20 protein-coding genes and 1 pseudogene are annotated in these 26138 nt (G+C 40.4%); 16 read left to right on the plus strand and 5 right to left on the minus strand.

Annotation, left to right across the window (positions count from 1 at the left end; all coding sequences use genetic code 11):
- Positions 1-5 precede the first annotated feature (5 nt).
- From LPB86_RS07485 to LPB86_RS07495, 3 genes are all read left to right on the plus strand, one after another.
- Entirely contained in the window at positions 6-1397 is a 1392-nt protein-coding gene (locus LPB86_RS07485; protein ID WP_230642140.1) for a RagB/SusD family nutrient uptake outer membrane protein, read from the plus strand.
- Positions 1398-1403: 6 nt separating this feature from the next.
- Positions 1404-2504, plus strand: coding sequence for a TlpA disulfide reductase family protein (locus LPB86_RS07490; protein WP_230642141.1), 1101 nt, complete (start codon positions 1404-1406; stop codon positions 2502-2504).
- An 87-nt stretch (positions 2505-2591) separates the two neighbouring features.
- Positions 2592-3365, plus strand: coding sequence for a carbonic anhydrase family protein (locus tag LPB86_RS07495; RefSeq protein WP_230642142.1), 774 nt, complete (start codon positions 2592-2594; stop codon positions 3363-3365).
- A gap of 2 nt (positions 3366-3367) precedes the next feature.
- On the opposite strand, the gene LPB86_RS07500 is transcribed toward LPB86_RS07495, so the two are convergent.
- From LPB86_RS07500 to LPB86_RS07510, 3 genes are read right to left on the minus strand one after another with little or no spacing between them, the layout of a single operon-like run.
- On the minus strand, positions 3368-5842 hold the full coding sequence (locus LPB86_RS07500; protein ID WP_230642143.1) for a mechanosensitive ion channel family protein: 2475 nt from the start codon (positions 5840-5842) through the stop codon (positions 3368-3370).
- Positions 5843-5851: 9 nt separating this feature from the next.
- Positions 5852-7201: a DUF3943 domain-containing protein gene (locus LPB86_RS07505; RefSeq protein WP_230642144.1), complete on the minus strand. Its 1350-nt coding sequence runs from the start codon at positions 7199-7201 to the stop codon at positions 5852-5854.
- On the minus strand, positions 7201-8223 hold the full coding sequence (locus tag LPB86_RS07510) for a DUF4421 family protein (RefSeq protein WP_230642145.1): 1023 nt from the start codon (positions 8221-8223) through the stop codon (positions 7201-7203). Before LPB86_RS07510 ends, LPB86_RS07505 begins: the two co-directional genes overlap by 1 nt.
- Positions 8224-8358: 135 nt before the next feature.
- Between LPB86_RS07510 and LPB86_RS07515 the strand changes: the two genes are divergently transcribed.
- Entirely contained in the window at positions 8359-9210 is an 852-nt protein-coding gene (locus tag LPB86_RS07515) for a hypothetical protein (RefSeq protein WP_230642146.1), read from the plus strand.
- A gap of 49 nt (positions 9211-9259) precedes the next feature.
- Here the strand turns inward: LPB86_RS07515 and LPB86_RS07520 are convergent, their stop codons facing one another.
- Positions 9260-10651 carry a Fic family protein gene (locus LPB86_RS07520; RefSeq protein WP_230642147.1) on the minus strand — a complete coding sequence of 464 codons (1392 nt, stop codon included), beginning with the start codon at positions 10649-10651 and terminating at the stop codon, positions 9260-9262.
- Positions 10652-11037: 386 nt separating this feature from the next.
- Positions 11038-11589: a hypothetical protein gene (locus tag LPB86_RS07525; protein ID WP_230642148.1), complete on the minus strand. Its 552-nt coding sequence runs from the start codon at positions 11587-11589 to the stop codon at positions 11038-11040.
- A 109-nt stretch (positions 11590-11698) separates the two neighbouring features.
- On the opposite strand from LPB86_RS07525, the gene LPB86_RS07530 reads away from it, so the two are divergent.
- The 12 genes and pseudogenes from LPB86_RS07530 (at position 11699) to LPB86_RS07585 (ending at position 26122) form a co-directional block, all read left to right on the plus strand.
- Positions 11699-12616, plus strand: a complete 918-nt coding sequence (locus tag LPB86_RS07530; protein ID WP_230642149.1) for a LysR substrate-binding domain-containing protein — start codon at positions 11699-11701, stop codon at positions 12614-12616.
- A 162-nt stretch (positions 12617-12778) separates the two neighbouring features.
- Entirely contained in the window at positions 12779-13597 is an 819-nt protein-coding gene (locus LPB86_RS07535) for an SDR family NAD(P)-dependent oxidoreductase (protein ID WP_230642150.1), read from the plus strand.
- A 52-nt stretch (positions 13598-13649) separates the two neighbouring features.
- Positions 13650-14543, plus strand: a complete 894-nt coding sequence (locus tag LPB86_RS07540) for an AraC family transcriptional regulator (protein ID WP_230642151.1) — start codon at positions 13650-13652, stop codon at positions 14541-14543.
- 165 nt (positions 14544-14708) lie between these two features.
- Positions 14709-15497 (plus strand): SGNH/GDSL hydrolase family protein, encoded by a 789-nt coding sequence (locus LPB86_RS07545; RefSeq protein ID WP_230642152.1) that lies wholly within the window; start codon positions 14709-14711, stop codon positions 15495-15497.
- A 48-nt stretch (positions 15498-15545) separates the two neighbouring features.
- The gene (locus LPB86_RS07550) at positions 15546-16001 is read left to right on the plus strand and encodes a hypothetical protein (RefSeq protein ID WP_230642153.1); all 456 of its coding nucleotides are present in this window, start codon (positions 15546-15548) and stop codon (positions 15999-16001) included.
- A gap of 72 nt (positions 16002-16073) precedes the next feature.
- Positions 16074-16550: a DUF3347 domain-containing protein gene (locus LPB86_RS07555; protein WP_230642154.1), complete on the plus strand. Its 477-nt coding sequence runs from the start codon at positions 16074-16076 to the stop codon at positions 16548-16550.
- Positions 16551-16613: 63 nt separating this feature from the next.
- Positions 16614-18776, plus strand: coding sequence for a multicopper oxidase family protein (locus tag LPB86_RS07560; protein WP_230642155.1), 2163 nt, complete (start codon positions 16614-16616; stop codon positions 18774-18776).
- 32 nt (positions 18777-18808) lie between these two features.
- Complete coding sequence (locus LPB86_RS07565) at positions 18809-19399, plus strand: RNA polymerase sigma factor (protein WP_230642156.1); 591 nt, start codon at positions 18809-18811, stop codon at positions 19397-19399.
- Between the two features lie 299 nt (positions 19400-19698).
- The gene (locus tag LPB86_RS07570) at positions 19699-20241 is read left to right on the plus strand and encodes a hypothetical protein (RefSeq protein ID WP_230642157.1); all 543 of its coding nucleotides are present in this window, start codon (positions 19699-19701) and stop codon (positions 20239-20241) included.
- A gap of 612 nt (positions 20242-20853) precedes the next feature.
- Positions 20854-21024, plus strand: a pseudogene (locus tag LPB86_RS07575) (sigma factor-like helix-turn-helix DNA-binding protein); the annotation flags it as partial.
- 149 nt (positions 21025-21173) lie between these two features.
- On the plus strand, positions 21174-22388 hold the full coding sequence (locus tag LPB86_RS07580) for a FecR family protein (RefSeq protein ID WP_230642159.1): 1215 nt from the start codon (positions 21174-21176) through the stop codon (positions 22386-22388).
- A 143-nt stretch (positions 22389-22531) separates the two neighbouring features.
- Positions 22532-26122: a SusC/RagA family TonB-linked outer membrane protein gene (locus LPB86_RS07585; protein WP_230642160.1), complete on the plus strand. Its 3591-nt coding sequence runs from the start codon at positions 22532-22534 to the stop codon at positions 26120-26122.
- Positions 26123-26138: the final 16 nt, after the last annotated feature.

The raw sequence follows: 26138 nt of genomic DNA on the forward strand, positions 1-26138 counted from the left end.
ATTTTATGTTCAATAAAATTAAACTTATGATTATTGCTGCTCTTGTTATTGCAAGTTTTGGCAGCTGTAAAAAATATTTGGATGCAACACCCATTAAAGGAAAAGTTGTTCCTAAAACACTGGCAGACTTTGAAGAATTCCTAAACGATATTTTGCTAAGCCAGTCGGGTTACATCTATCCAGAATTCATGACGGATGACGTCTTGTTTAGCTCCATTACCACAGCCAATGCTAACAGGCAATCCAAGTCCTATACCTGGCAAAAGGAGCTTCTTTTGTCTACAGAGGATGATGCTGAATGGAATTCCCCATATAATTACATTTACGTATGCAACCTGGTACTTGATAATCTTTCAAGTGCCACTCAGGGAACAGACCAGGTTAGGAACCGGCTTAAAGCCGAGGCGCTTACCCAACGGGCTTATTATCAATTTACGTTGGCCAATTTGTACGGAAAAGATTACCTGGCTGCTAGGGCTTCAACAGATTTGTCTGTGCCAATCATGACCAGGGCAGACCTGGAGGCAAAGGCTAAACGTGCCACTGTACAGGAAGTATATGAACAGGTGATAAACGATTTGCAAACCGCCATTTCGATTCCGGATTTTCCGGATGAAGGGCGAAATTACATTCATCCGGGTAAGTTAGCTTCTACGGCGCTATTGGCAAGGGTTTACTTATTTAAAGGGGATTATACAAATGCATTAAAATACGCAAATGAGGTTTTGGCAAAAAAGAGTACCTTATTTGATTGGAATGTGTTAAAGTTTAGCAATCCACTTAAGCCAAGCGCGGCAACAATTCCGGATATGCCGTTGATTCAAAATAATGTAGAAAATATCTTTTTTAAGTCGGCCGCAAATCCTGGAATATTTGTGCGCTTTATGGCAAGTTCTGACCTGTTGGCTATTCTAAAAGAAAACGACCTGCGTTATGTATTTAATTTTACGCGGGTACTTTCAACAGGTTTGCCGAGCACCAGTCCAAACCCTGATTACTTGGGTAATACACCTAATTTTAGCATTGGGGTGCCAGAAATGATGTTGATCAAAGCGGAGTGTTTGGCAAGGTCAGGTGATAAGGATGGTGCTGTTGCTGTACTAAATACGCTAAGAATAAAAAGATTTAAGCCTGCGGACTACGTTGCTTTAGCTGCGTCATCTGCGGAGGATGCACTGGCACAAGTATTAGCTGAACGTCGCAGAGAGTTACTTTTTCGCGGGATCCGTTGGTTTGAACTAAAGAGATTAAACCGCGACGACCGGTTTAAGAAAACCCTTAGCCGCACAGTTGCTGGTGATACCTACACTTTAGAACCAAATAGCAATCGATATGTATTGCAAATTGCACCAAAAATTATAGACCTAAATCCATCCATTCTTCCTAATCCCAGATGAGTAATCATGTTATATACAAAATCTTTCTTGTTGGTTGTGGTGATCGCAGCCGCACTTTTATTCAGTTTGCAATCTAGTGCACAATTGCCCGATGCTACCCTCAAACACCTTACCATTAACTCGGCTGCACATCCGGTTGGAACAAAATTAAAGTTGTACAGAGAATGGCCCTTTAGGACGCTAATTGACACGGGTGTTTTGGATGATTCTGGGCAAGTTCAATTGAGTATTGCAGAACCATTACCAGCTGTATTCACTTTGGAACTCAGAAAGCCATATTTGAGCAAAACGTTTATTCTGGAAAAAGGAGCCAGCAAGATAGACGTAACAGCGCACTTAGCTGTAAGTTTTGATGCCGGGCCACTTCAGGTTCGACTGGAAAATTTCCTTGACGAGATAAAGCCCTTAGAACAAGAATGGAGTAAAGTTGGTGCTAATTATCAGAAAGCAAGCAGCCTTGAAGACAAGCTTATTGCAGAAGCAGAGAGCAGGGATTTAGCAGAAAAAGTCCATTCCAGGAAAGCCGATTTTATTAAAGTTAATGCTAATACTATTCTTGGACATTGGTATGCGCATTATAATATCAATATACTTGATCTAAAACAATTAGAAATGCTTAAAGATTGCTTTTACCCAAGTCGGAACAGCAATAAAATCTCTGAGGAGATTGAGGCTAAAATACGGGGATTCAAAGCCAATTTGCTTACCGGAACTAAGGCACCGTCTTTTTTGTTGCCGTCTATAGAAGGAGATTCTATCTCACTTGAGATGCTGCTTAAAAAAAACAAGTATGTGTTAATAGATTTTTGGGCCTCCTGGTGTACACCATGCCGGGCGGTTAACAGAAGTATTACGCCACATTATGCAGCTTTAAAAAGTAAAGGCATAGCGGTTGTCTCCATTTCTGTTGACGAAGACGAAGGTGCCTGGAAAAAAGCAGTTTTGTCTGATCAGATTCCCTGGATCCAGCTCGTTTCTAAGTCCATGAAATCAAAGGCAGTTTTGGACTTTAAGGTCAAATCTTTGCCTTCAACATTTTTAGTTGATCAGTCAGGCACGATTATTAAACAAAACATTGAAGTTTATGAATTGCTAAAGATGTTGTAGGTTTTTACTTTCTTGTTTGTAGAGGCAATAATTTATATTTGTTATAGGAATAAGGTTGTTGGATTTTTGCATTTGTAAATTATTGTTATGAGGTTTTTCTGTTTTGTTATTTTTGTGGTCTCCCTTGTAGGGCTCGGAGCTTGCAAACAAAAAAGTGCTTTAAAGGAACACGAATTTAATACAGGTAATGATACGGTGATGATCGACACCGAAGATATTTTGAAGACTGATATTTTAACCAAAGAACAACAAGATAAACTTAAACCTACCGATGTGCTTTCAAGGTTAAAGAAAGGTAATCAGGATTTTACCGAAGATAATCTCACCATTCGAAATACTACCGAAAGAGTGAGAAAGGCCTCCTTGGGGCAATATCCAAAGGCAGTTATACTTTCATGCTTGGATTCAAGAGTTCCAGTTGAAGACATATTTCACAGCGGAATAGGTAACCTTTTTGTAGTGAGAGTTGCTGGGAATATTATAAATGACGATATTTTGGGAAGTATGGAATATGCCTGTAAAGTGTCTGGGGCAAAATTAGTACTTGTTCTGGGCCATGAATATTGTGGCGCCATAAAATCATCCATTGACGGCGTAGAGTTGGGAAACATTACGAAGTTGCTCAATAAGATTAAACCAGCTGTTGGCGTTGCGAGGATGACTTTTCAAGGAGAAGCAGTATCCTCAAATCCAAAATTTGTTGAAGCAGTTTGTGAAAACAACGTTAAGCTGGGAATCGCCGAAATTCGCAGAAAAAGTCCAATCCTAAAGGAGATGGAAGCTAAAAAGGAAATATTAATCGTTGGTGCTGTTTACGATATGAAAACAGGTAAAGTCGAAATGTTCGAGGATGCACAGTAAAACTATTGCCCGATATCAGTTTTTGTAGTTAAGTTAGGTAAATGTACGTCATGTTGCGGAAACGGTATAGAGATTTTATTCAATTTAAAAGCCGCATTAATTGCCATAATCAGATCGCTTTTTACTGCAGGGGAATCGCGCATACTTTTAGCCCAGAAAAATATTCTGACGTCGATGGAGCTGTCGTTAAACTGTTCATATTGCACAATAGGTGCAGGATTTGTGGTTAGCCTATGTTCAGCAGCCAGGATGTCCGATAATATCTTTTTAGCTTGTTCCAGATCGGAATCGTAGGAAACACCAATCAAAAGCGTGGATCTTCTTCTGTTGCCACCGAGCGACCAGTTTGTAAGATGAGAATTTAACAAGTCGCCATTTGGCATTATAACATCTGCGCCGTCATACGTTGACACTACACTGCTTCTAAAACCAATTGATTTTACAGTGCCCCCCTGGCCATCTACCTCCACAACGTCACCTACGTTTACTGGTTTCTCAAAAGCGATGATTAGCCCGCTGACAAGATTGTTGACCAATGCCTGTAAACCAAATCCTATACCTACACCAAGTGCGCCCAGTACGATGGTAATGCGGTCGAGCGGAATTCCAGCTGCGGCAACTGCTAGAAACAAGCCAATACTTAAGATGGTGATGCGGACCAATAAAAGCCAGCTTCCAATTCCCTGAGCGATATTTTTTTCTTCTTTGGTATGTGTAAGGTGTCTGTCAGAAGCAAAGAAAGAAACTATTTTGGAGATTACTACCGCAATGCTCATGATAACGAAAAACAACAGCAATCCATTAATGCTGAACGTATAACTGCCAATGGTTCTGTCCGCATTAAAAAACTCACGTAAGGGGCCTGCTATATAATCGAAGCCCGCAAAGTTCCTTCCAAACAAGATAATCCAACCAGTAATGAGTAAGACGTAAAAATATAAAGGTGCGGTTTTACCAACTTTGGCAAAATTCAGGTAAAATAGTTTTAGCTCTTGTTTGGTATATATATTAAACGCCAGAAACAATCCTTCGTTGATAAGTCTGATGGTCCATAAAAATAAAATAGCCACTACTACATTTAAATAACCACTAATGAGCAGGGCTTTTGCAAGGTTATACCGTCCAAAAATATTACATATTGCGGAGCTGAACTCAATTGCTACCATTAGGCTTATCGCAATCAGGATGAGTTTCTCCCTTAACTCCTCCCGACGCCCTTTTGTTAAGACATAGATACCAGCTATGACGCCTGAAATTGCTAAAAACAGCATGATCCAGCGTTCAGTGCGTGATGCCTGCAGGACCAAATTATCCAGCGCAGCCATCAGAAAGAGAGCCACCATACTAAGCCATACATTCATCCAATATTTGACTATAAAGCGTCTAAACATAATGGTGAGACTCAAGCAACACAAGACCCAAAAGATTATATTTAAAATAAAAGGTGGTGAAAAGAAAATAAATTGAAAGATACTAATGACGATGAGCACAGCAGAAGCCAAAGGATACCTCAATACGAGCTGGCCTTCATAATCGCCGCTTATCATGTTATTTTCAATGTATATCTTCTTTAAAGAGCGCAGATAAGTGAACGATGCGAGGATCAGCAGGACCAGTACGATGAGTTTTCCGATGTTGTTCTGAACATAAAAGACCAGCGTAAGCAGACCCTTTGTTTTTCCTTGTTCAAGAATCTCTCTAAATGGTCTGTAAGAACCTGCTTCTTCCCAAATGTTGGCGAACTCACGGTTAAACATATTGGTGCCCATCTCCGCCTGATAATGCGAAATTTCATCCAGGGTTGCCTGTAGCGTAAAGGCTCTTACATTCACCTGGTTTAAAAGCAACTGCACACTTTTGCTGGAAATCTTTAATGCGCTGTCTATTGGGCTAATTTCAATAGCAACGACTTTTAATTGTTGAAGGTATTTGTAAAGTTCTGCTGAATCTGTAGGAAACTTAAATAGCTCAGGCAAACTTGTTAGCGAATCTAGTTGATAGCGAAAGCCGGTCATACTTTGCTGCTGAATATCTAGCTTTGCTTTTCTGGCTAGTGACTTATTGAGAAGTTCGGAGAGTATTTTAGCGGTAGCGGTAAGGTTTCTAAAAGTTTGAGCGGTTCCCTTATTGATCATCACACCATCTACAGCAGCATTGTAATCTTTCTCTATTTGGGCAAGTTCAGTTTTTGCACCAGTGGTGTCAGCCGCAGTTTTTAAATAGCTTTTCGCTTTTTGCATCACCTTTTTTACCTCTTCCAGAATCCTTCCCTGCGCCATAACAGCTTTATCCGCATTAAATTCCTCAGCACTTTTTTTAGCTGATATTTGGGCAAAGCGCTGCATTTTTGTCACAAAGTTATCTTTAGCTACAGCCGTGTCTTTTCTGGTCGAATCTGAAGTTTGACCAAAAGATTTACTGCAGAAAACTATCATTCCGACAGTGCACAATATGCAGAAGATTGTAAATTTTTTCATAAAGGCATGTTATAGTTTGTAACCAATTGAGAAGCGGGCAAAAGGGTAAATTTCGGCTACATTTTCAAAGCCTTTAAAAAAACCGTTTAAGGTATACTGACCGGCACCCGCAGCTAAAGAAAAACGTTCAGACAAGTATCCACGCAAATCAGCGGATAGCGTATTCAATATATAAGATGATGGATTCCCATTAATGGTTTGAAACCTACTGCCCCGGTAATTGAGTTCCGTTTCAAACCGGTTGTTAATGATCATGGAGCCTGCTGCAGTAACGCTCAGCCCTGCACAGTAGTCATAATTTCTTCCTTCACCGTAAAACATATATTTATCTGGAACCGCACCTAATGCAATTACACCGCTGCCAATTTCACTGGTAAACCTTACTTTTCTATTTGGATTCCAGTTAGAAATCAATTTAAAACTGAAACTCTGTCCTCCATACTGAAAGGCATTATTTTTAATGAAGTCATAGTTCATTGTTATGGTGTAAAGGTGTTTTGCACTCCCTTCAACCTCCATCGGCCAGGTTTTAAGAGCCCCGCTAACCTGCAAATTGTTGACATAAGTTGAGTCGCCGCCACCCATTTCAATTATCGCAGAAAAATGGTCGAAGGGCGAATTGGTTTCTTTAAATTTTTCTCCATATAAAAGTCGTAAGCGAAGATAGATCTCTGCCTTTCCCCTAAGATTTTCCTGGTAAGTCTTTACGTTAAAATGCCGGGAACCAATATTTAAATAAGCTGTAAGTTTATTCGCCGTATCAACTAGGCCATGAATTCTACCCCATTCTCCATTGATCAAACGATTCATTCCATTTAAGGGGTTTACCAGCAACCCGAAAACCTCCTGGACTTGCCTTTTGGCCCCTCTTGATCTGTTATTCACAATTTTCCTGGATAAGCGGTAGGTCATTTCGCCCAATGTAATTCCTCCTAAGCTCGTATTTATAAAATCATTGGGTGCAAATTTGTTTCTTTCTGCAGCTACTTCCCACAAGAAACTTCCAGCAAAAGCAGCAGGCACAGATTGCCAAAACTTATGTCCGTTAGTACGAAAAGAACTGTAATATAAGTTGCCATGATAGGGGTGGCCAAACTGGTTTGTTTTAAAGCTGTTGTCATCCCATTCCCAGTTTTTTGGGTTGAGGTTGTTGCCTATACTTTTTATGTCCAAAGTGGCAAAATCTGCTTTCGTTACAAATTTGTTATAACTCCAGGGAATTAATTGCACAACAAACAGTTCTGTTACAGCCCTGCCAAAACGTTTTTTCGGTACAAAGGTGGTGTCGGTTGACATTTGTGCCCAGCAAAACAAGTTCGTGAATATAAATACAAGTGTAAGGTGTAGTTTTTTAGTCATCACTTAAAAATTTTGTTGTAGCTATTGCTTATGAATTTAGGCGCTTTGATTCTGAAACCTACGAATAGCTGGAAGAAGAGGTTTGCATTTCCGTTTTCCGCTGAGGTAAGTCCTTGCGAGTATTTGGCAGATACGGCTGTTAAGTAAGTCCCGGCAAAAAAACGGTGACTATTGTAGCCTAAGCCAAATTTACCATCCCACTGATAAATCGGCCCACGTTGGGTAAATCTGTAAACGCCAGATGCGCTTTTATTTTGGACACTGGTATGTATATATCCAAAGGCGGGGGTAAACGCACCTACCAGATAAACTGAGCTTTTTAACACAAAGGTGTATTGATAACCAGCGCCAAATAGTGCTTGAATGTTTTTTGACTTTTCATTTGAATTAGCGGTAGGTGTCCTGTCATCTACAATATAATAACGAAATACGGTCTTCGGTAAAAAAGCACCGGCACTTTTAAGCTGTCGTTCTGTTTGTGAAACTGATGCGGGAAGAGATAAATGCGAATTGGTATTGTAACCTATCGTTGCGTCATAACTGGTAACATGCAAGTCTGGTACCTGAAGATACGGATCTGAATCACGCCAATCTGCTCTAAAGTCTTTGGTGTTTTGAACGTAATAGCCCTTAGTGTGTGAGAAGTTAAAGTCAGCAAACCAGTGACGTGTATTGATACTACCCCCCAGAGTAGAGATTTTGGTACTTCCTTTTTGCACATCGTCAGTATTGGTTAATAAGGAATGTGGAACATAATCTATGTAAAATGATATAAACTGATAATTGAAATACGTACGTACAATTTCATTGGTGTTGGGTTCCAATACAATATTGTAATTGCCCGTTTTAGCAATCAATGCTTCAGATGTATTAACGATAGAAGGTTTGATTACAAACCAGTCATCAAACTTTTCCAAATATACACTGTCGGGCAAACGATGAAGTTTGATCTGCGCTTGTAGAGAAATGGGGACTATACCTGAAATAATAATATATAGAAGCCAACGCGTTATTCTTTTCATTAAAATGGTAAAATTAGATCATAACCTAAATGTACAACTATCGGTTGAGGTACAGAAAAAAATCTTATACTTATTAACTTGTAGTAAAACAGTAATAAAATTATATTTGTTATACATTATATAAATAAAAATCTTATGAAAAAGTTCTCTGTATTATATTTTATGCTAAGTCTGGTTTCAATTTGTTTATTTGCACAGCCAGCAACCAAAGCTAAAGAAGACATTCTCCTAAAATTAAATGGTGAAGAAATGAAGGGGCGGGTAACTAAAATCACAGATGACGAAGTAAGTTTTGTTTATTCTGGAGAAACCGCTGAATATGTGATTAAGAAGTCTGATCTCCTAAAGATTGTCCACTCGAGCGGCAGGATAGAGATGATCAGTCAGTCTAATCCCTCATCTCAACAGCGCCAAAAAGAGCAGGTGAGCATGACTGCGTCTCCAGCTGATCATCATAACAGAATTGCGATTTTGCCCTTTACCTATATTATGGACAACCAACCTGGTGCAGATGCAATTGGTTACAAGGCTCAGGAAGATACCTTTTCTTTTCTTAGCCAGCATGCTGCAGGATATACCATTTTGGATACCCGGAGCACCAATGCACTATTGGCTAAAGCTGGGGTAACAAAAGACAAGATGATAAATTTTACCATGAAAGAGATTTGTGACATTCTGGGTGTAGAATATGTTATTGATGGGTCAGTGACCCAAAATAAGGGTTATCAAACCAGTTCAACCAGCGAATCTGCGAATACAAAAGTGAAACGCGATGATGCGGAAAAAGTTAAAGGCGTTTCTACTTACGGTTCTACAAACAGCATGTCTGTTCAGCGTTATGATGTGTCAGTGAGTCTGCACATTTATATGGATAACAATGCCAGCATTTACAACCAAAGCCACAAGGCATTTTTAAGTAATACCGATGGTGCATATAGCAGCCCATTAGAGTATTTGCTCAAAAGATGCCCATTGTATAGGAAGTAACATTCTATTAAGTAGTACCAATTGGCTTGTAAGATCCAGCCAATTGGTATTACATTTTCCAAACTTTCTGCCAGTTGATAAAATCACGCTGGCTTACCCTATACCGCGCAAAATTTCCCTCATGTATAGCCATGAGTTCGGTTTCAACGGATGTGATAAACTGCTCCCTATCTTGTTCAGGAAATTCCCCGGCCTCGTCTTTTATTAGTTTTTGAGCGTCTTTTGAACCCATTTCAGTAACAATAATTTTGGTAATGATATTTTTAATGAATTCACGGTACTTTAATTTGAAAAGGTCAGGTTCTCCGATAGATTGCCGGATAACGGCATACTTTTGTGCAGATCGATCATAAGCCCATAGAAAAACATCTTTCAATAAATTGATGTCATTCTGTTCATACACCGCCATCATCCCCTTAAAATATAAATCTTCCGGAACATCTGTAAACGATAATGGAGAAAGGTTCCTTTTTATCAAAGGTATATTTGCCGCAAGCCTGGATACCCTTTTATTTACATAATCAAAGGGCTGCAAATATGGTAAATGCACCATCAGGAAAAATGATTGCTCAAATGGATCTTTGATCTGGCCAGCTTTCTCTAATATAAGATCAAAGTATTCTCCAATTAGTTGGGGAATTGCAAGCGGCGTAAAGGCAGAACCTGTTATGCCAACTGCCATTGATCGTAGCCTGCCAGGAGCCTCAAGATCTGAAAGAAGGTTACTGGCCAGCATGGCGTGAAGATTTAAAAAGGTATACCTGTTAAAACCAATTTCCTGGGCAGCTTGTACAATAAACTCTATGGCGTCTTTATGATTTAGGATCATTTGCGCTTCTTTAGCAGATTTACTATTGTCCGCTTCACCCTGCAAAATGAGCCGTTCTGTATCAAGTAGGCTATAAGTATTACCTTCCAATCTGCTCGAGTTCCAGGAGAGATCAATCAATAGCCGATTCATAATCTGTTGCGCATAAGTTCCGGCTGGCCGCTCAATGCCGGTATTACCTAATGCAGCTAAATGGCGCTTTTCGTCAATAGACAGATAACTGTCAATATTAGGACGGTAGGATTTTAAAAAAACCTGCTGATAGCCCACAGGAATCCGCTGTTGAATTGGAGCGCTGATAACATTAAGGGTGCGCTTGCCTTCATTGGATAAAGGAATGCCTGCTGCTAAAGGATGAGTTAGTTTGACAAATGGCTCGGCCACTACGTTTAACGGTCTTTCTTCTTTTATTATCGGTTGATATTTTGTACTACGCGCGGCACCGGTAATCTTAATAGACCCGTTATCGCTTAATTTCAATAATAAACGCTGCATACTACGAATGGAAGTACTCTCAGTAAATGCTGCGGCAACATCATTAATGTTGATGCCTTCGGGATGAGAATTTACTATGGCTAGCAGTTCTTCTGTATATTTTTCAGCTTTCTTCATTCTAATCGAAATTATATCCCGACAAATATACGATATTTTGTCGGGATATAATATTATTCCGACATTTTTATTTAAATTATGTCGGAATACACTCTGTTGCGACAAAAAATGATGAATACCTAAGCTATATGATAACCTAACCTATGTTCTATTAAGGACCGCTGCGTATTGTCTGTTGGGGTTAAAGTAGATAAATTGCAAGTAAATTAGGCGCTACCTTACGACTTCTACGGCTGTTCTTTGGTTCCCAGCCAAAGAACAGCCGCAGAACTACCGAAAAAGAGTGCAGCCTGGTATTGACGTAATGGGAACTTTAGTATAACTATACCTTTACTAGCCCCGGAGCGGATACGGAGCAGTCCCAAGTATCTATCAGGAACATACGCTTAAATACCATACTCTCCAGTGAGTGCCTTCTTCTCTATGCTTTTTGCAAAAAGAGGAGTTTCTTCCTGATTATGTGCATCTGATGCCACCTGTCTATCGTAGGCAGCCTGCGCGAGGCTAATGTTGTGAAGCTTTATGAACTCAAAGAATTCAGGAGTAGCAGTGGCATGAATTTCATTGGTGTATTCGCATGTGTTATCGTCAATCCGTGTGGCTTTAAGTTCCCAAAGTACCTGAACTTTACTCCGGCCATTTGCAGTGATAGAGTCTGAGATAGATAACATTCGGCAATAATCAGCTCTGTATTCTGTAGCAACATAATGTTGAATGATTAGGGCACTGCCAATAGTTTCTACGTTGATAGACATGGGCTCTCCATCAAGAGTCCTTGTAAAACCAGCGGCAATATGTGCGGGAGAACATTTCTGGTACTCTGCATCGGGGAGGTTAAATAACCAATCCGCAATGTTTACCTTTTCAATGGGCGCATTAATGATAGATTTAACAGTTGAATGTGAGAGTGCGTTTTTCGGTGTTTGTTGAATTTCCATAACTTGTTTTTAGTTTGATAATTCAAAGATCCTATTTGTATTTTTATCGTCTAAACACTTATTTTCGATAAACTTGATCGTAAATGCCGATTAACTTTTATCTTTGAGTATGGAACTGCGCCAACTCAAATACTTTATTAAGGCAGCTGAACTGCAAAACTTTACCGAAGCTTCCAATGTCTTGTTTATTACCCAAAGCACACTCTCGCAACAAATTAAGCAACTAGAGGATGAATTAGGGATCCCTTTGTTTGATCGGATTGCAAAAAGGGTGAAATTGACTTACGCAGGAAAGACTTTCCTGCCTTACGCTTTAAAAACGGTAAAAGATGCCGATGATGGTAAAACCATGCTGAAGGATTTGATGAATTTGAATACAGGTAGCCTGACTATTGGGGTTACCTATGGGCTTACCAATTTATTAGGCAAGGCCATCCTTGATTTTGCCACGCTGTATCCTAATGTTAAACTGGAAATTAGTTTTGGCACTACGAAAGAATTGCTGGAAAAACTTGAACAGGGTGCACTGGACCTGCTGTTGTCTTTTTCTCAGGATACGAAAAATGGAATGTATACCATAGCACCTTTATTTTCATCTAGCCTGGCACTCATTGTACATGCGCAACACCCGATATCCAGTCGCATGCGAATCAAGTTAATGGATTTGAGAACCATTCCTTTACTTCTACCTTCGGGAGGATTCAGCATCCGGAATTATCTTGATGCAGTACTACACGAACAAAGACTGCAACTTGACATCAAAATGGAAATCAATGACATCAATACTATTTTGCAGCTGGTTAACAGCGGGCGCTGGGCTACAATACTTATGGGTTCATCTATCTTTAACCATCCTGAGTTAAAAGCGATCGAAATTGCAGATAAAGGCATGATCCGTCAGGCTACCGTCACCTGGCTTTCAGGTTCGTACAGAAAAAAATCTGCAACACTGCTTTTTGAACTTTTAGAAGAGCAAGTCAAAGTGTTATTATTAAAGGCTACATCCCAAAAGCACCAAACAATGTAAAGAGTTGTTTCGCTTCTGTGAGAGATTACTTAGCAGCAAAAAAGCGCAACGATTTTTTATCCGTAAAATCGTTCTATAATTACCCACTTCTGTATCATTTGTAAACAATTTTTAGCCCGAGCTTTGTCAGTGAATTTAATTCTAAACATTAAATAAATGACAATGCAAAAAACAATTTTTATAACAGGCGCATCCCGTGGCCTGGGCAGGATATGGGCAGAAGCCTTCCTGAAACGAGGCGATAAGGTTGTGGTGGCGGTGAGAAACCCGGATGCCTTGGCAGAACTTTCAAAAAACTATGCTTCAACGTTGCTGGCACTAAAGCTGGATGTCACCGATAGGACTGCATGTTTTGATGCTGTTACCAAAGCGAAGGAGCATTTTGGCACCATAGATGTCTTGATTAACAACGCTGGCTACGGTCACACAGGTGCCATAGAGGAATTGGAAGAGCATGAAATACGTACACAATTTGAAACTAATGTTTATGGTTTATTGTGGGTTACCCAGGCAGTTATCCCGATTATGCGCGAACAAAAAAAAGGTCATATTATTCAGGTATCAAGCGCATTGGGTCTGCTCGCTTTCCCCACATTAGGACTCTATAGTGCATCTAAATTTGCGGTAGAAGGGATTAGTGAAGCTTTGGCCGCAGAAGTTAGTAGCTTCGGCATCAACGTCAGTATATTGGAACCTAACGGTTTCAGGACCGATTTTGCCACAACTTCCGGTATACAAAGCAAACCATTAGCTTTTTACGATAAAGTTAGAGAGGGACTTGCTGCTGGTAATAAATTAGAAGACTGGGGAGTACCGGAAGCTACTGCAGAGGCTGTATTGAAACTGGTTGATGCCGAAACTCCTCCGTTAAGGCTGATCCTGGGCAGGGTCGGTATCCAGTGGATAAAATATGTTTATGGCCAACGGATGCAAACCTGGGAAGAATGGCAGGAGGTTTCTACTGCTGCTCAGGGAAATTAATATCGTATATTAGCAGTATCTGTTATGCAGATACTGTTTTTCTTAAGTAACTATGAACCACTTCAACAAAATAAGCAGTTTCAGCAATGCAATCGGCATTAAAGCGCCAGAGCATCCGTTGTTCAGCATTTCCTTCGGTAACAGAGATGAGTGTGCAGGCGACGACATAGAATTTTCAGCCAATTTTTACATCATTTCTTTTCAGGTGCTGGAGTCCGGTCACATCAGTCATGGTAGAACAAAATTTGACCACGACCGGGGTAGGTTGTTGTTCATTAAACCGAGGCAGACGGTTACTTTTAAGAATATCAAGTTAAGGGATGAATGTTTTTTAATATTAATCCATGAAGATTTCCTGGCCGGTAGTGCGCTGCATCATGAAATTAAAAATTACGGTTATTTTGATTATGAGACCGATGAAGCTTTGTACTTGTCGCCAAGTGAGGAAGACATGATCTGGAACCTGGTCGCTACAATGGATAAGGAACATCGCAATAATGCAGATGACTTTACAAGAACGATCTTAATTAGTCATCTAGATACGTTACTTAAGTACGCGCAACGTTTTTACAAAAGACAATTTACTAACCGTGCTGAGTTAACAGGTACTGTAGCAACAAAATTTTATAAGCTGCTCCAGTCATACTTCGAAACAAAGATGACTCAGGAATTGGGCCTTCCCACCGTCAATTTCATGGCAAAAAGCTTAAACTTTTCTTCACGCTACCTAAGCGATGTGCTTAAGCAGGAAACAGGAAAAACCACTCTTGAACTTATACACCTTTATATCATTACTGAAGCCAAGAATCTGTTAAAGGAGGGTGGGATGAATATTGCAGAGATCTCTTATTCGCTGGGGTTTGAGAACCCTACTTATTTTTCAAGGCTATTTAAAAAGGAAGCCGGAGTTTCGCCTAATTACTTCAGAGATCAGTATTTAAATTAAGCGCCTCTTATTATATGAGGATGGGATGAATTATTCTCAGCCAAACAGTACAAATGTCGCATCAGCATTAGCACTATTATACCCATAAGTAATAAAACAGAATATTATTATTAACTTACACAGCTTAATCATCTTCTATTCAATCGATAGCTATCAGCGTAATATATGACACAACATTCATCACGACGTTCATTTCTTCGATCGGCGGCTTTAGCGTGTGTTGCCAGTAGCCTGCCAATGAAACCGGCACTTGCAACGATGGCGCCTACCACTATGGTAGCTGAGCAGGTAAAGGGGCTAACCGTTTTATTTCAAGGCGACTCTATCACCGATGGGAAATGGGGCAGGAATGGAGATCTCAATCACATTATGGGACATGGATATGCATTTTCCATTGCCAGTCGGTGGGGGGCAGATTTTCCCTCGCCCGACCTGCGCTTTTACAATCGTGGAATCAGCGGAAACCGGGTAAGCCAGTTACAGGACCGCTGGCAAACCGATTGCCTGGATCTTCGTCCAAATGTGCTGAGCATATTGGTGGGTATCAATGACGCCGCCATGCTTATGGAAAAGTCCTCGGTAAGTCGAGAAGACTTTCAAGCATTTGAAGATAGTTATCGTGACCTCTTGACTCAAGTTCGCAAACAAGATCCGAAAACACTTATTGTACTTTGTTTGCCATTTTTGGCGTCGGTAGGAAAAGTGAAGGACAAATGGGAGCGATATCAATCCACGGTGAACAGCCTGGCGTTAAGCGTGCGAAAACTGGCAATCGAATTCGATGCAGTACTTGTCGATTTTCAAATGGTTTTCCAAAAGGCAGCTAAAAGGGCGCCTGATTCGTACTGGATTTGGGATGGCATACACCCAACAGTTCCAGGTCATGAGCTAATGGCCAGGGAATGGCTTAAACAGGTAAGCGCCCGGTTAAAATTTTTGAAAAAGTATGCCTAATTGATGCCAGCTTGGTTTTAAGTATAATTTAGATTAGTTTTGCTGTAGATGATAAGCCGTAAATCTGTTCCAGTAAAAGTAATGTTGCTGCTAATTGTATTCTTGTTGAACACGGTTGTGGGCTTCGCTTGTGCCATTGGAATTGACATGGGTTTCAATAGTGCTCATCTTGAGCAGGAAAGCGAAGGTCATGGACATCATCATTCGCAAACAGAACGCTATGCTCATAATAGTCATCAGCATGTCCAACATCCTAAACAAGATGCGAACAAGGACAACTGTTGTAAGGACGAGGCGGCTAAGCTTACCAAAAGTGATAAACTGAACAACCCAGTAGTTGACTTAAGCCAGATTTCACTACCATTTATGCTATTGGTTGGAAACGTCTATCCTCAAATTGCCGAGCTTCGTTTGCCATCAAATGTTTCTAACGCTTATTTCTCCAGACACTGCCGGTCTCCAATAAGAGATGTACGGATTGCCATCCAAAGTTTTCAAATTTGATTTTATAGTTCAATGTTACCGGGAGGCAGATGCCTCTACCAGGAGAATTATGTACTTATTAAATCAAATAAAATGAAGAAAATATTGTTATTAGTTGCCATTTTGGCAACAGCATTCACGCAAACAGGGTCTGCACAAGGAAAAATTTCAGGAAACGGAGCAAGCTTGCTTTCGTCATATTACAACGTTAAGGAAGCACTAGTTGCAGGTAATGCCGCTTTAGCTGCATCAAAAGCATCGGAACTCGTTAAAGCTGTCGCAGGCAGTGATGAAAAAATTGTTAATAAAGCTGCTAAAAAGAACCTCTTGAAACATGCTGGTTTAATTGCTGCCAGCAAAGATTTGGATAGCCAGCGCGAAAGCTTCTCTGCTGTTTCAGATGACGTCATTGCTGTTGTTAAAACCGCAAAGCTTTCCAATGCGCCCGTGTACCAAATGTACTGTCCAATGAAGAAAGGCAGTTGGTTAAGCAGCGACAAAGCCGTGAAAAATCCGTACTATGGCAGCGCCATGCTGGATTGCGGAAGTATTGTAGAGACTTACAAATAGATTTCGATTTAAGCCCCGGTTAACCGCCGGGGTTTATTTACTACCACGCTTAATCCTACGATCATGAAACAATTACTAATGGCTTACCTTTTATTGGGTGCTTCTTGCTTCTGCTATGGGCAAAATCCTATATCCACTAAACCCCGAACGGTACGATATGATCTTTACATTTCGGACACTACGGTAACTTATGGGAAGAAACCAAAACATGCGATTGCCGTCAACGGGCAAATCCCAATGCCTACACTTACTTTTACGGAAGGGGATACCGCAGAGATCCATGTGTATAATAGAATGAACACTGGAACTTCACTGCACTGGCATGGCTTATTCTTACCCAATAAAATGGACGGTGTACCCTTTTTAACGCAGTTGCCCATTAAACCGCATTCCAGCTACATCTACAAATTCCCGATTGTGCAACATGGCACACATTGGTACCACAGCCATAGTGGCTTGCAGGAGCAAATTGGGATGTACGGCGCTTTTATCATCAATAAGAGAGAAGAGATGAAAATCCCCACTTTACCCATTGTGATTAGCGAGTGGACGAATATGAAGCCTGAAGAAGTACACCGGAGTTTACACAATGCCACAGATTGGTTTGCCATCCAGAAAGGGGCCACGCAAAGTTATTTGGAAGCCATCAAAACCCGACATTTTAAAACGAAAGTGGCCAATGAATGGAAGCGGATGAACGCTATGGATGTAAGTGATGTGTATTACGATACTTTCCTCATCAATGGCAAAAACCAGAATCAGCAACCTCAATTTAAAGCAGGTGATCAAGTCAGGCTGCGCATCGCCAACGCTGGTGCTTCCGATTATTTCTGGCTAAAATATGCAGGAGGAAAAATTACGGTTGTGGCAACAGATGGAAATGATGTAGAGCCGGTAGAAGTTGACAGGTTGATTATTGCTGTATCGGAGACTTACGACGTCATCGTGACCATCCCGAAAAACAAAAGTTATGAGTTTCTCGTGACGCCTGAGGATCGGACTAAATCTGCTTCGCTATGGTTAGGAGATGGAGAGAAGGTTGCTGCTGGACCAATGCCGAAATTGGAATATTTTGCGGGCATGAAAATGATGAATGACATGATGGACATGCAGGGCAATATGGTAGATATGCCGGGTATGAAAATGCAGAACCAGATCATGGACATGAATACCGTTATGTATCCTGAAGTGAAGCAGTCATCAGAACAGCCGGCCATCAGAACCCTAAACTACAACATGCTTCGGAGCCCACAGAAATCAAGATTAGCTAAGGGGCCATGGAAGGAACTTAAATTTGATCTTACGGGGAATATGAACCGTTACGTTTGGACGCTTGACAATAAAACGGTATCTGAAAGCGATAAAATCCTGATAAAAAAGGGAGAGAATGTTCGAGTGGTACTTTACAACAACAGTATGATGCGCCATCCGATGCATTTGCACGGGCATGATTTTAGGGTACTAAATGGGCAGGGTGCATATGCACCTATGAAAAATGTTTTGGACATTATGCCAATGGAGCGAGATACGATTGAGTTTGCGGCAACTGAACCTGGCGGAGATTGGTTTTTTCACTGTCATATCCTTTACCACATGATGAGCGGTATGGGCAGGGTTTTTAGCTATGAGCACTCCGCGCCAAATCCTGAAATTCCTGATCCCAGTTACGCCCAACGTAAATTATTTGCCGAAGATCGGTCATTTCATCCCATGGCCACCATTGGCTTGGAAAGTAATGGAAGTGATGGTGAGTTTATGCTGGCAAATACCCGTTATCGTTTTTCTACAGAGTGGCGTCTTGGTCTTAAATCCCATCATGGAAATGAAAGTGAAACTTATTTTGGCAGATATCTGGGCAAGATGCAGTGGCTTTACGCTTTTGTTGGGTTTGATTATCATTATAACCGTATGGACAATGAGGTGGAAAGCAACCTTTTTGGACAGTTGAGCAATCAGAAAAACCGAAAAGCGGGAGTAATAGGGGTACAATACATTTTGCCGATGCTGGTCACTGCCGAGGCTAGATTAGACACTAAAGGTAAGCTTCGTTTTCAACTCATGAGGGAAGATGTACCTTTAACCAGCAGGCTGCGGTTAAATCTGATGGGAAACACGGACAGAGAATATATGGCAGGTTTGCGATATATTTTAACAAAATATTTTTCTTTGTCCACGCATTATGACAGCGATATGGGCTATGGTGCTGGCATCACAGTGACATACTAAATAAATATGTACATTTGAGACTCAAGTAAATTATGTTGATTAAGCCCCTTCTGGACGAGAATGAATTGCTGCGTAAAGTTACGATGGGGAATGAGCATGCTTTTAAAATTCTGTACGATCACTACCGAAGGTTGGTTTATCCAAGAGCATTTTATTTATTAAAATCTGAGTCGCTTGCCGAGGAAGTCCTCCAGGAAGTGATGCTAAAGCTTTGGCAAACTGCCGGTAAGCTTAAGGCGGATACGAACCTGGCGGCCTACTTAACAACACTAACCCGTAACCGAAGTTTCACCTTGCTGAAAAGAAAGGCGCTGGAGGCTAAAACTGATTTAGAGCTCGGGAAAGGCTGGACAGAGCAAGATAACGGAACGGAAGAAGGGATTTTGCTGGCAGATACAAAAAAACTATTGGCGAAAGGTATTGCATTGCTTCCTCCACAACAGAAATTAGTTTATGAACTTTGTCATTTAGAAGGGATGAAATATGAAGAAGCCGCTGAAAAAATGAACCTAAGTGTGGAAACTGTGAGAGGTTACATGAAACTTGCGCTCCGTTTTTTGCGTGCATACCTTAAAACGCATACAGATGTGGTTGCTCTTTTGGTTATTTTTAAATTATTTTAACTTTTTTTGTTTTTCTATACCCCCTACATTTGGTACACTTTATAAAAGTAGTTCTGATGGCTTATGGTGGTCCATAGACAGAGCTGGGCATGGTGGAAGTAAATTTAAAGTTTTTCAAGAAACAAGTAAGGGCTTGGAATGGCTTAAAGATGCAGATGAATATGGTGATTTTATAATTAACAAACATAAAGGAGCTACTGGTACTTTCATACCATGGGGCCATCTTAAAACAGTGAAATAAATTTAGATTTTTTAGGGATTGTTTCGTTAATTATATTGCCATTTTAATTTATTAAATTATGAGTATTCTGAAAAAAGTGGATGTGACAGAGGTAATACCATCATGGATTTGCGTCGATTTTTTACCTGATAGTAGTTGCTGTAAAAATGAGATTTATTTAAAAGAGGGGCTTATTATAGAGGGGCTTATAGAAATGTTCTATGATATATTTAAAAAATATAAGAAGAACATTCAAATTTATAATTATTCATGGTGGGATTTCTGTTTAGACACTTGGGATCCACGAACAGATCAATATGACTACGAATTGTCGAGAAAATCAGAAGAAACCAAATGGTATTTGCAAATACTATTCGATTCCAGTATTGAAATCGGCTATGATGCTCTATGTATTTGTAACGATTGGAATATTTTTTTAAAAGCCATATTAAAGTGTTTGACAACTCATAAAGCACCTTACAGTCCTATTTTTTTTGATCGAAGCAACAATTTTTTCTTCTATTTTCATCATTCTGGCAGTATTGGTATTTACTACCTTGAGCAAAACGATGCTGTTATTAAAATACTAGATATTGCAAAACAAAAATATGATTTAAAGTAATTGGACGGGTCGGTTACTTCTATGGATAACCTCACCTACAGCAATAAGTCTTCCGGGGCAATGACAAAAACAAAAACCTAAACTATACTTATAATGACCTGGGTAAAGTACCACATTACTTAGCCTATACGAACCAATATATCAAGTAAAATTATGATGGCTCCGGTGTTTGCTTAACCAATTAGGTAGTGGACAAGGGCAGCACGATAAAGACAGCTGCTTATATAATGGGTTTTATGGCTGTAATATAATGTGCTGAGTTATATCAACACCCTCGGGGGCAGGGCGAGGACGCCAGCGGCATTGGCATGTATGAGTATTACATTAAAGATTATCTGGGGAATGTAAGGTGAAGATTTGAAAATCAGAGCGGTACGGTGGTAGTAAGGCAGGAGAACAGCTTTTGTGCTTTTGGGCTGGTGCACAATTCGTCTCCTGTAATATCAGGTACGGTTAAAGAGGGTTACAGCCGGAGCATTACGGGATATAACGGCAATACTACAGTTACCTTGCTGATTATTTTGGATAAAAAACTTTGGTCAGCTTGAGCTTAGAATTAATCTGCAAGGAGTTGATTGAGGTATAAAATTCGTAGCTTAACAGAAATTAGTTTATGAACTTTGTCATTTAGAAGGGATGAAATACGAAGAAGCGGCTGAAAAAATGAACCTAAGTGTGGAAACTGTGAGAGGTTACATGAAACTTGCGCTCCGTTTTTTGCGTGCATACCTTAAAACGCATACAGATGTGGTTGCTCTTTTGGTTATTTTTAAATTATTTTAACTTTTTTTGTTTTTCCATACCCCCTAAATCATTTTTCGGTGGTTGTTGTTAAAAAAGGGGAGTTACATTTGGAAAATATCGACAAAATAGCTCAAAAGTATATCTTCTGGGTGTGTAAAATAGATTAAAATAAGTTATATAAATAATATATGGTCAATTGGGAAGACAAAAGCATTGTCGATTTATATTTTAAGTTCTCCACGAAAACTGCTTCTGTTGTTGAGTTGGAGGATTTTAATGCTTTTCTCAATACCGTGGGCGCAGAGCAGCGTCTATTCGACTTGTTGGAGACGGACTATCAATTGAGCGAAAGTAACAGAAAAGAAATTAGTGACTTACGTTCCCAGCAAATCTTTGAAAAAGTTGTCAGTTATCCTCAGGCAAATCATCAACCACGGAAGCTTTGGCCCCGTCTGGCAGGAGTGGCCGCAATTGCCGCAATCCTGGTCTTTTCTATACTTGTAAAAAATGGATTTTTCCACGGTGATGCGAACTTCATCAGCAGCATTTCTGCTGCACAGGATATTGCACCTGGAAAAAATGGAGCTACCCTCACCTTAGCAAGTGGTCGCAAAATTGTTTTGTCTGAAGCCCACAACGGTGCGCTTGCATCTGAGTCTGGGGTTCGCATCTCTAAAACTGCAGACGGGGAAATCACCTATGAAATTTTAAGCAGCCCAGAAACAGAAGATGCAGGCATGAATACGCTTTCAACACATCGGGGAGAAACGTATAGGGTGAAATTGCCCGACGGATCCCTGGTTTGGCTAAATGCCGCATCATCAATAACCTATCCTGCCTCTTTTGCCAAGTCAAAAAGCCGTGAGGTGGTTCTGGATGGAGAAGCTTACTTTGAAATTGAAAAGGAGGAAAACCATCCATTTATTGTAAAGTCAGACGATCAGGATGTTACGGTTTTGGGAACACACTTCAACGTAAAAGCATATAAAGAAGAGACCGATGTGATTACCACTTTATTAGAGGGAAGCGTGCGTGTGGACTTCCAGGCCGCTGCCTGGGGTGATAAAGGCAAAGTGAAATACACGGACGAGATTCGGCTAAGTCCAGGACAGCAATCTTCTCTTAGAGGCGAATCTATGCGCATTTCTAAAGCCAATTTGGAAGAGAGTATAGCCTGGAAAGATGGCGATTTTGTCTTTACCGAGAATGGCATAGAAAGGATGATGAGGGATATTGCAAGATGGTATAATGTTGAGGTCATTTATGAAGGCAGCATACCTACAGGTGCTTTTTCAGGCAACGTATCGAGATCTAAAAATATAAGCCAGGTTCTTCAGGCTTTAGAAGCAACCAAATTAGTTCACTTTAAACTGCAGGGAAGGAGGGTATACGTGACGAAATAAGTACTTGAAAAATAACCAGATCCCGTAGAACGGAACCTGGTTTAAGTTTGGCTTAGGCCAATAATTAACAGATCAACTTAACCCGCAGTAAACCTTTCCCGTGGAAAGTAGAGGTCAAACTGCAGAAACCAAACCGACGATAAATGTATATAAAATATACCAAACCAGGTATGCCTAAAGGCGTATGCCACAAAATATTGCTCATTATGCGATTAACCAGCGTGATATTGTTAGCATCACTTATGCAAGTTGCCGCAGCAGGCTTTGCACAAAAAATCTCTTTATCGGAGAAAAATGCATCCTTAACAAGGATTTTTGCCAAGATTAAATCCCAGAGTGGTTACGATTTCGTTGCAGATGGAAATGTATTAAAAACTGCGAATCTTGTAAATGTCGAGGTGAAAAATATGGAGCTTCCTAAAGTACTGGACCTAATTTTTAAAGATCAGCCCCTGGCTTTTGAAATCCAGAACAAGATGGTTGTCGTGCTCCGCAAAGAAAGCTCTTTTATAGACCGCATGACGGCTGCGTTTAGTAAAGTGGACGTGAGGGGTTTAGTAATGAATGAGAGAGGAGAACCCATGGCGGGCGCAAATGTTGCCGTTCGGGGACGAAATCAAGTTGCCAGAACAACTTCAGACGGATCGTTTAGCTTGCTCAATCTAACTGGTAAGGAAACGCTGATTACCACCTTCATTGGTTATAAACCTGATACATTAACATTAAATGGTCAAAACAATGTAGTCATCTCCATGAAGCCATTAGTCGCCGCTCTTGAGGATGTTTCTATTGTAAGTACTGGTTATCAGAATGTGAATAAGGACCGTGCCACCGGTTCATTCGGAATTGTAACAGCTAAAGAGTTGGCGCAATTCCCAACAATTAGCGTATTAGAACGCCTGCAAGGTCTGGTTCCGGGGGTAAATATTTCAACCAAGACTACTGCCGGGCAAAGCCGAAATGGGACCATTAACATCCGGGGAATTTCTACCATCGTAGGTAAGTGGACTGAAGTAAGTGTAGAGCCCCTGCTAGTGATCGACGGATTTCCATCACAAATTCCCATTGCCAGAGGTGGGCTAGATGTTTTAAATCCGGATGATATACAGCAAGTTACGTTTCTTAAAGATGCGGCTGCCGCCTCTATCTGGGGGATTCAGGCTGCCAATGGTGTGATTGTAGTTACCACAAAAAAAGGAAAGCAAAATTCTTTACCTTCCCTCAATTTCTCTACTACCTATAGCACAGGTGCTAAGCCAAAAACAAACTATGGACCAACAATGTCTGTTCCCGATTTCATAGACCTGGAAAGAGACATGATAAAAAACTATCTTCTCTATGATCCGGCAGCCACAAGTTATTTAGAGATAAATAACAGCCAGGCGCAAGCCATTATTTTCAAATATAACCAAGGCGATACTCCAGATAAATTAAGCAAAATGAATGCCGAACTTGCCGCATTGGGGCAGAACGACAATGCAGATCAGCTAGCTGAATATCTATTGCAGCGGCCAGCTACAAAACAATATAATTTGTCGCTTTCAGGGGGAGGTGTTAACAGTTCATATTATATGTCTGGTTTTTATTACACAGAAGATCGTGTATATAATAGCAATAAGAATAAGGGATATACATTTAATATCGGAACGACTTCCGCCCTTTTTAAAGGCCGTGTGAATATAAGCACCTCCTTATCTTATGGCAACACAACAGATAAAACAAATCCGGCATCCGCCTTGGCCATGAGTATGTCGAACTTAGGATTACGTCCGTATGATATGCTTAAAAATCCTGATGGAAGTATTAAATATTACGATGTCCTGGTTATTCCCTCGAAGGCCAGAGCGTTAGAAAGCAGGGGCTATTTGCCTTTTCGATACTCACCAATTGACGAACTGAATTTCAATAATACAATCAATACCGGGAATAACCTGGGCTTGAATGTAGATGTTAATGGTAAAATTACACCTTGGCTTAGTTTAACAATAGCCGGAAATGTTGGACGTAATTTTAATGAGCGGGAGAACTATCAGGAGCCGGATAGCTATGAAGCCAGGATGATGGTCAATATGGGAAGGACCATAAATTCTTCAGGAATACCAGTTTATAGAATTCCTCTCGGTGGAAGGCTTACCTTGGCAAATGGGCTAGTTAGAAGTTATAACCTCAGGGGCCAGGCAAACGTTAACAAAAACTGGAACAATAGGCATGAACTGAATATGGTATTGGGTAATGAAATTCGGGAAGTCTTTAACAAAAGCAGCGACCAGACCCAGTACGGTTACGACAAAGAAATCAATGCCTTTAAGTCGGTAGATCCTACCGTCAAGTATTTGGATTTGAAAGGAAATGAAACATCTATCGGTAGTACCGCAGGACCTATAGTAGAAAAAACAACCAGGGCACTTTCCTATTATGCGAACGGCGCCTATACTTTCAACAGCAAATATACGATCTCAGGAAGTGGTCGTTTCGATGATTTAAACTTGCTTGGCGTGGAACGTAGAAAAAGAGCAATCCCGCTTTGGTCAGCTGGTTTAAGCTGGAATATGAAAAAAGAAAACCTGTTAAAAGATATCGATTGGTTAACCACTTTGTCTGGCCGCTTTACCTATGGTTTTACAGGTAATGCACCTCAGGGTTTTGCGCCAGTTACGGTTATTGAGTTGAATGGGACTGATAATTATTCAGGCCTTCCTTACGCTCTTATTAGTAAGCCCGCGAGAGAAGATCTGGCCTGGGAGAAAACCAGGATGCTCAACTATGGACTTGAGTTTTCGTTGTTTGACAGCCGTATTTCAGCGACTTTAGATTACTATAAAAAACATACCACGGATATATTCTATAACTTGCCAATTAACGCAACCTATGGCTTTTCTAATACGATCTTCAATGCAGCCAAACTGGATGGACACGGTGTAGACCTTGGACTTTCGTTCGCACTGGTAAGATCTAAACAAGTAACATGGAACAATACTATCAATTTGTCGTACAATACCAACATCATCCATGATGAGCGTTTTAAAACCCCGATAGGCAATGAAGATGTTAATCAAGGACAGATTATTCATGATGGATATCCAACCGATTTTATGTTCTCTTATAAGTTTGCAGGACTTGATCAAAAAGGAGAAACCTTAATTGAAGATCCGAATGAGCCAGGGAAAATTTATACCACAGCGGATTTTCCTTATTATGATGTTAAGGAATATTCAGGAAGGACTGCCTCTCCCTGGTTTGGTGCTTACAATACAAATGTAACTTACAAACGATTTGATTTAGGCTTTCAATTTCAGTATCAGTTGGGTGGCGTGTTCCGAATGCCTAGTATTAATGATGTTAATGTTTCTGTATCCCGTTCAGGTGATTTGGCTAAAAGGTGGAGAAAACCTGGAGATGAGTTGACGACCAATGTTCCTGGAATTAACACTGACTGGTCGCAAGGTTATATATATGCCATGAGTAGAGAACGATATACATATTCTGATTTACTCGTGAGAAGCAGAAGTAACGTAAAATTACAGCAAGTTCGTTTGGCCTATTCTGTGCCACAGCGTATGGTGGCTAAATTTGGTGTGAAAGCCTTAAATGTATCGGCTGTCTGTCGGAATCTGGGGATGATTTGGGCTAAGAATAAGGAGAATCTTGATCCCGACTATCTTTACAATGCATCGTCCACTTATCAATTGGCTCCGGTACCTACGTATTCCTTTCAAGTTAACCTAAGTTTATAATGCATAAAGAAACAAC

This window comes from Pedobacter sp. MC2016-14, assembly GCF_020991475.1.
Lineage (GTDB): Bacteria > Bacteroidota > Bacteroidia > Sphingobacteriales > Sphingobacteriaceae > Pedobacter.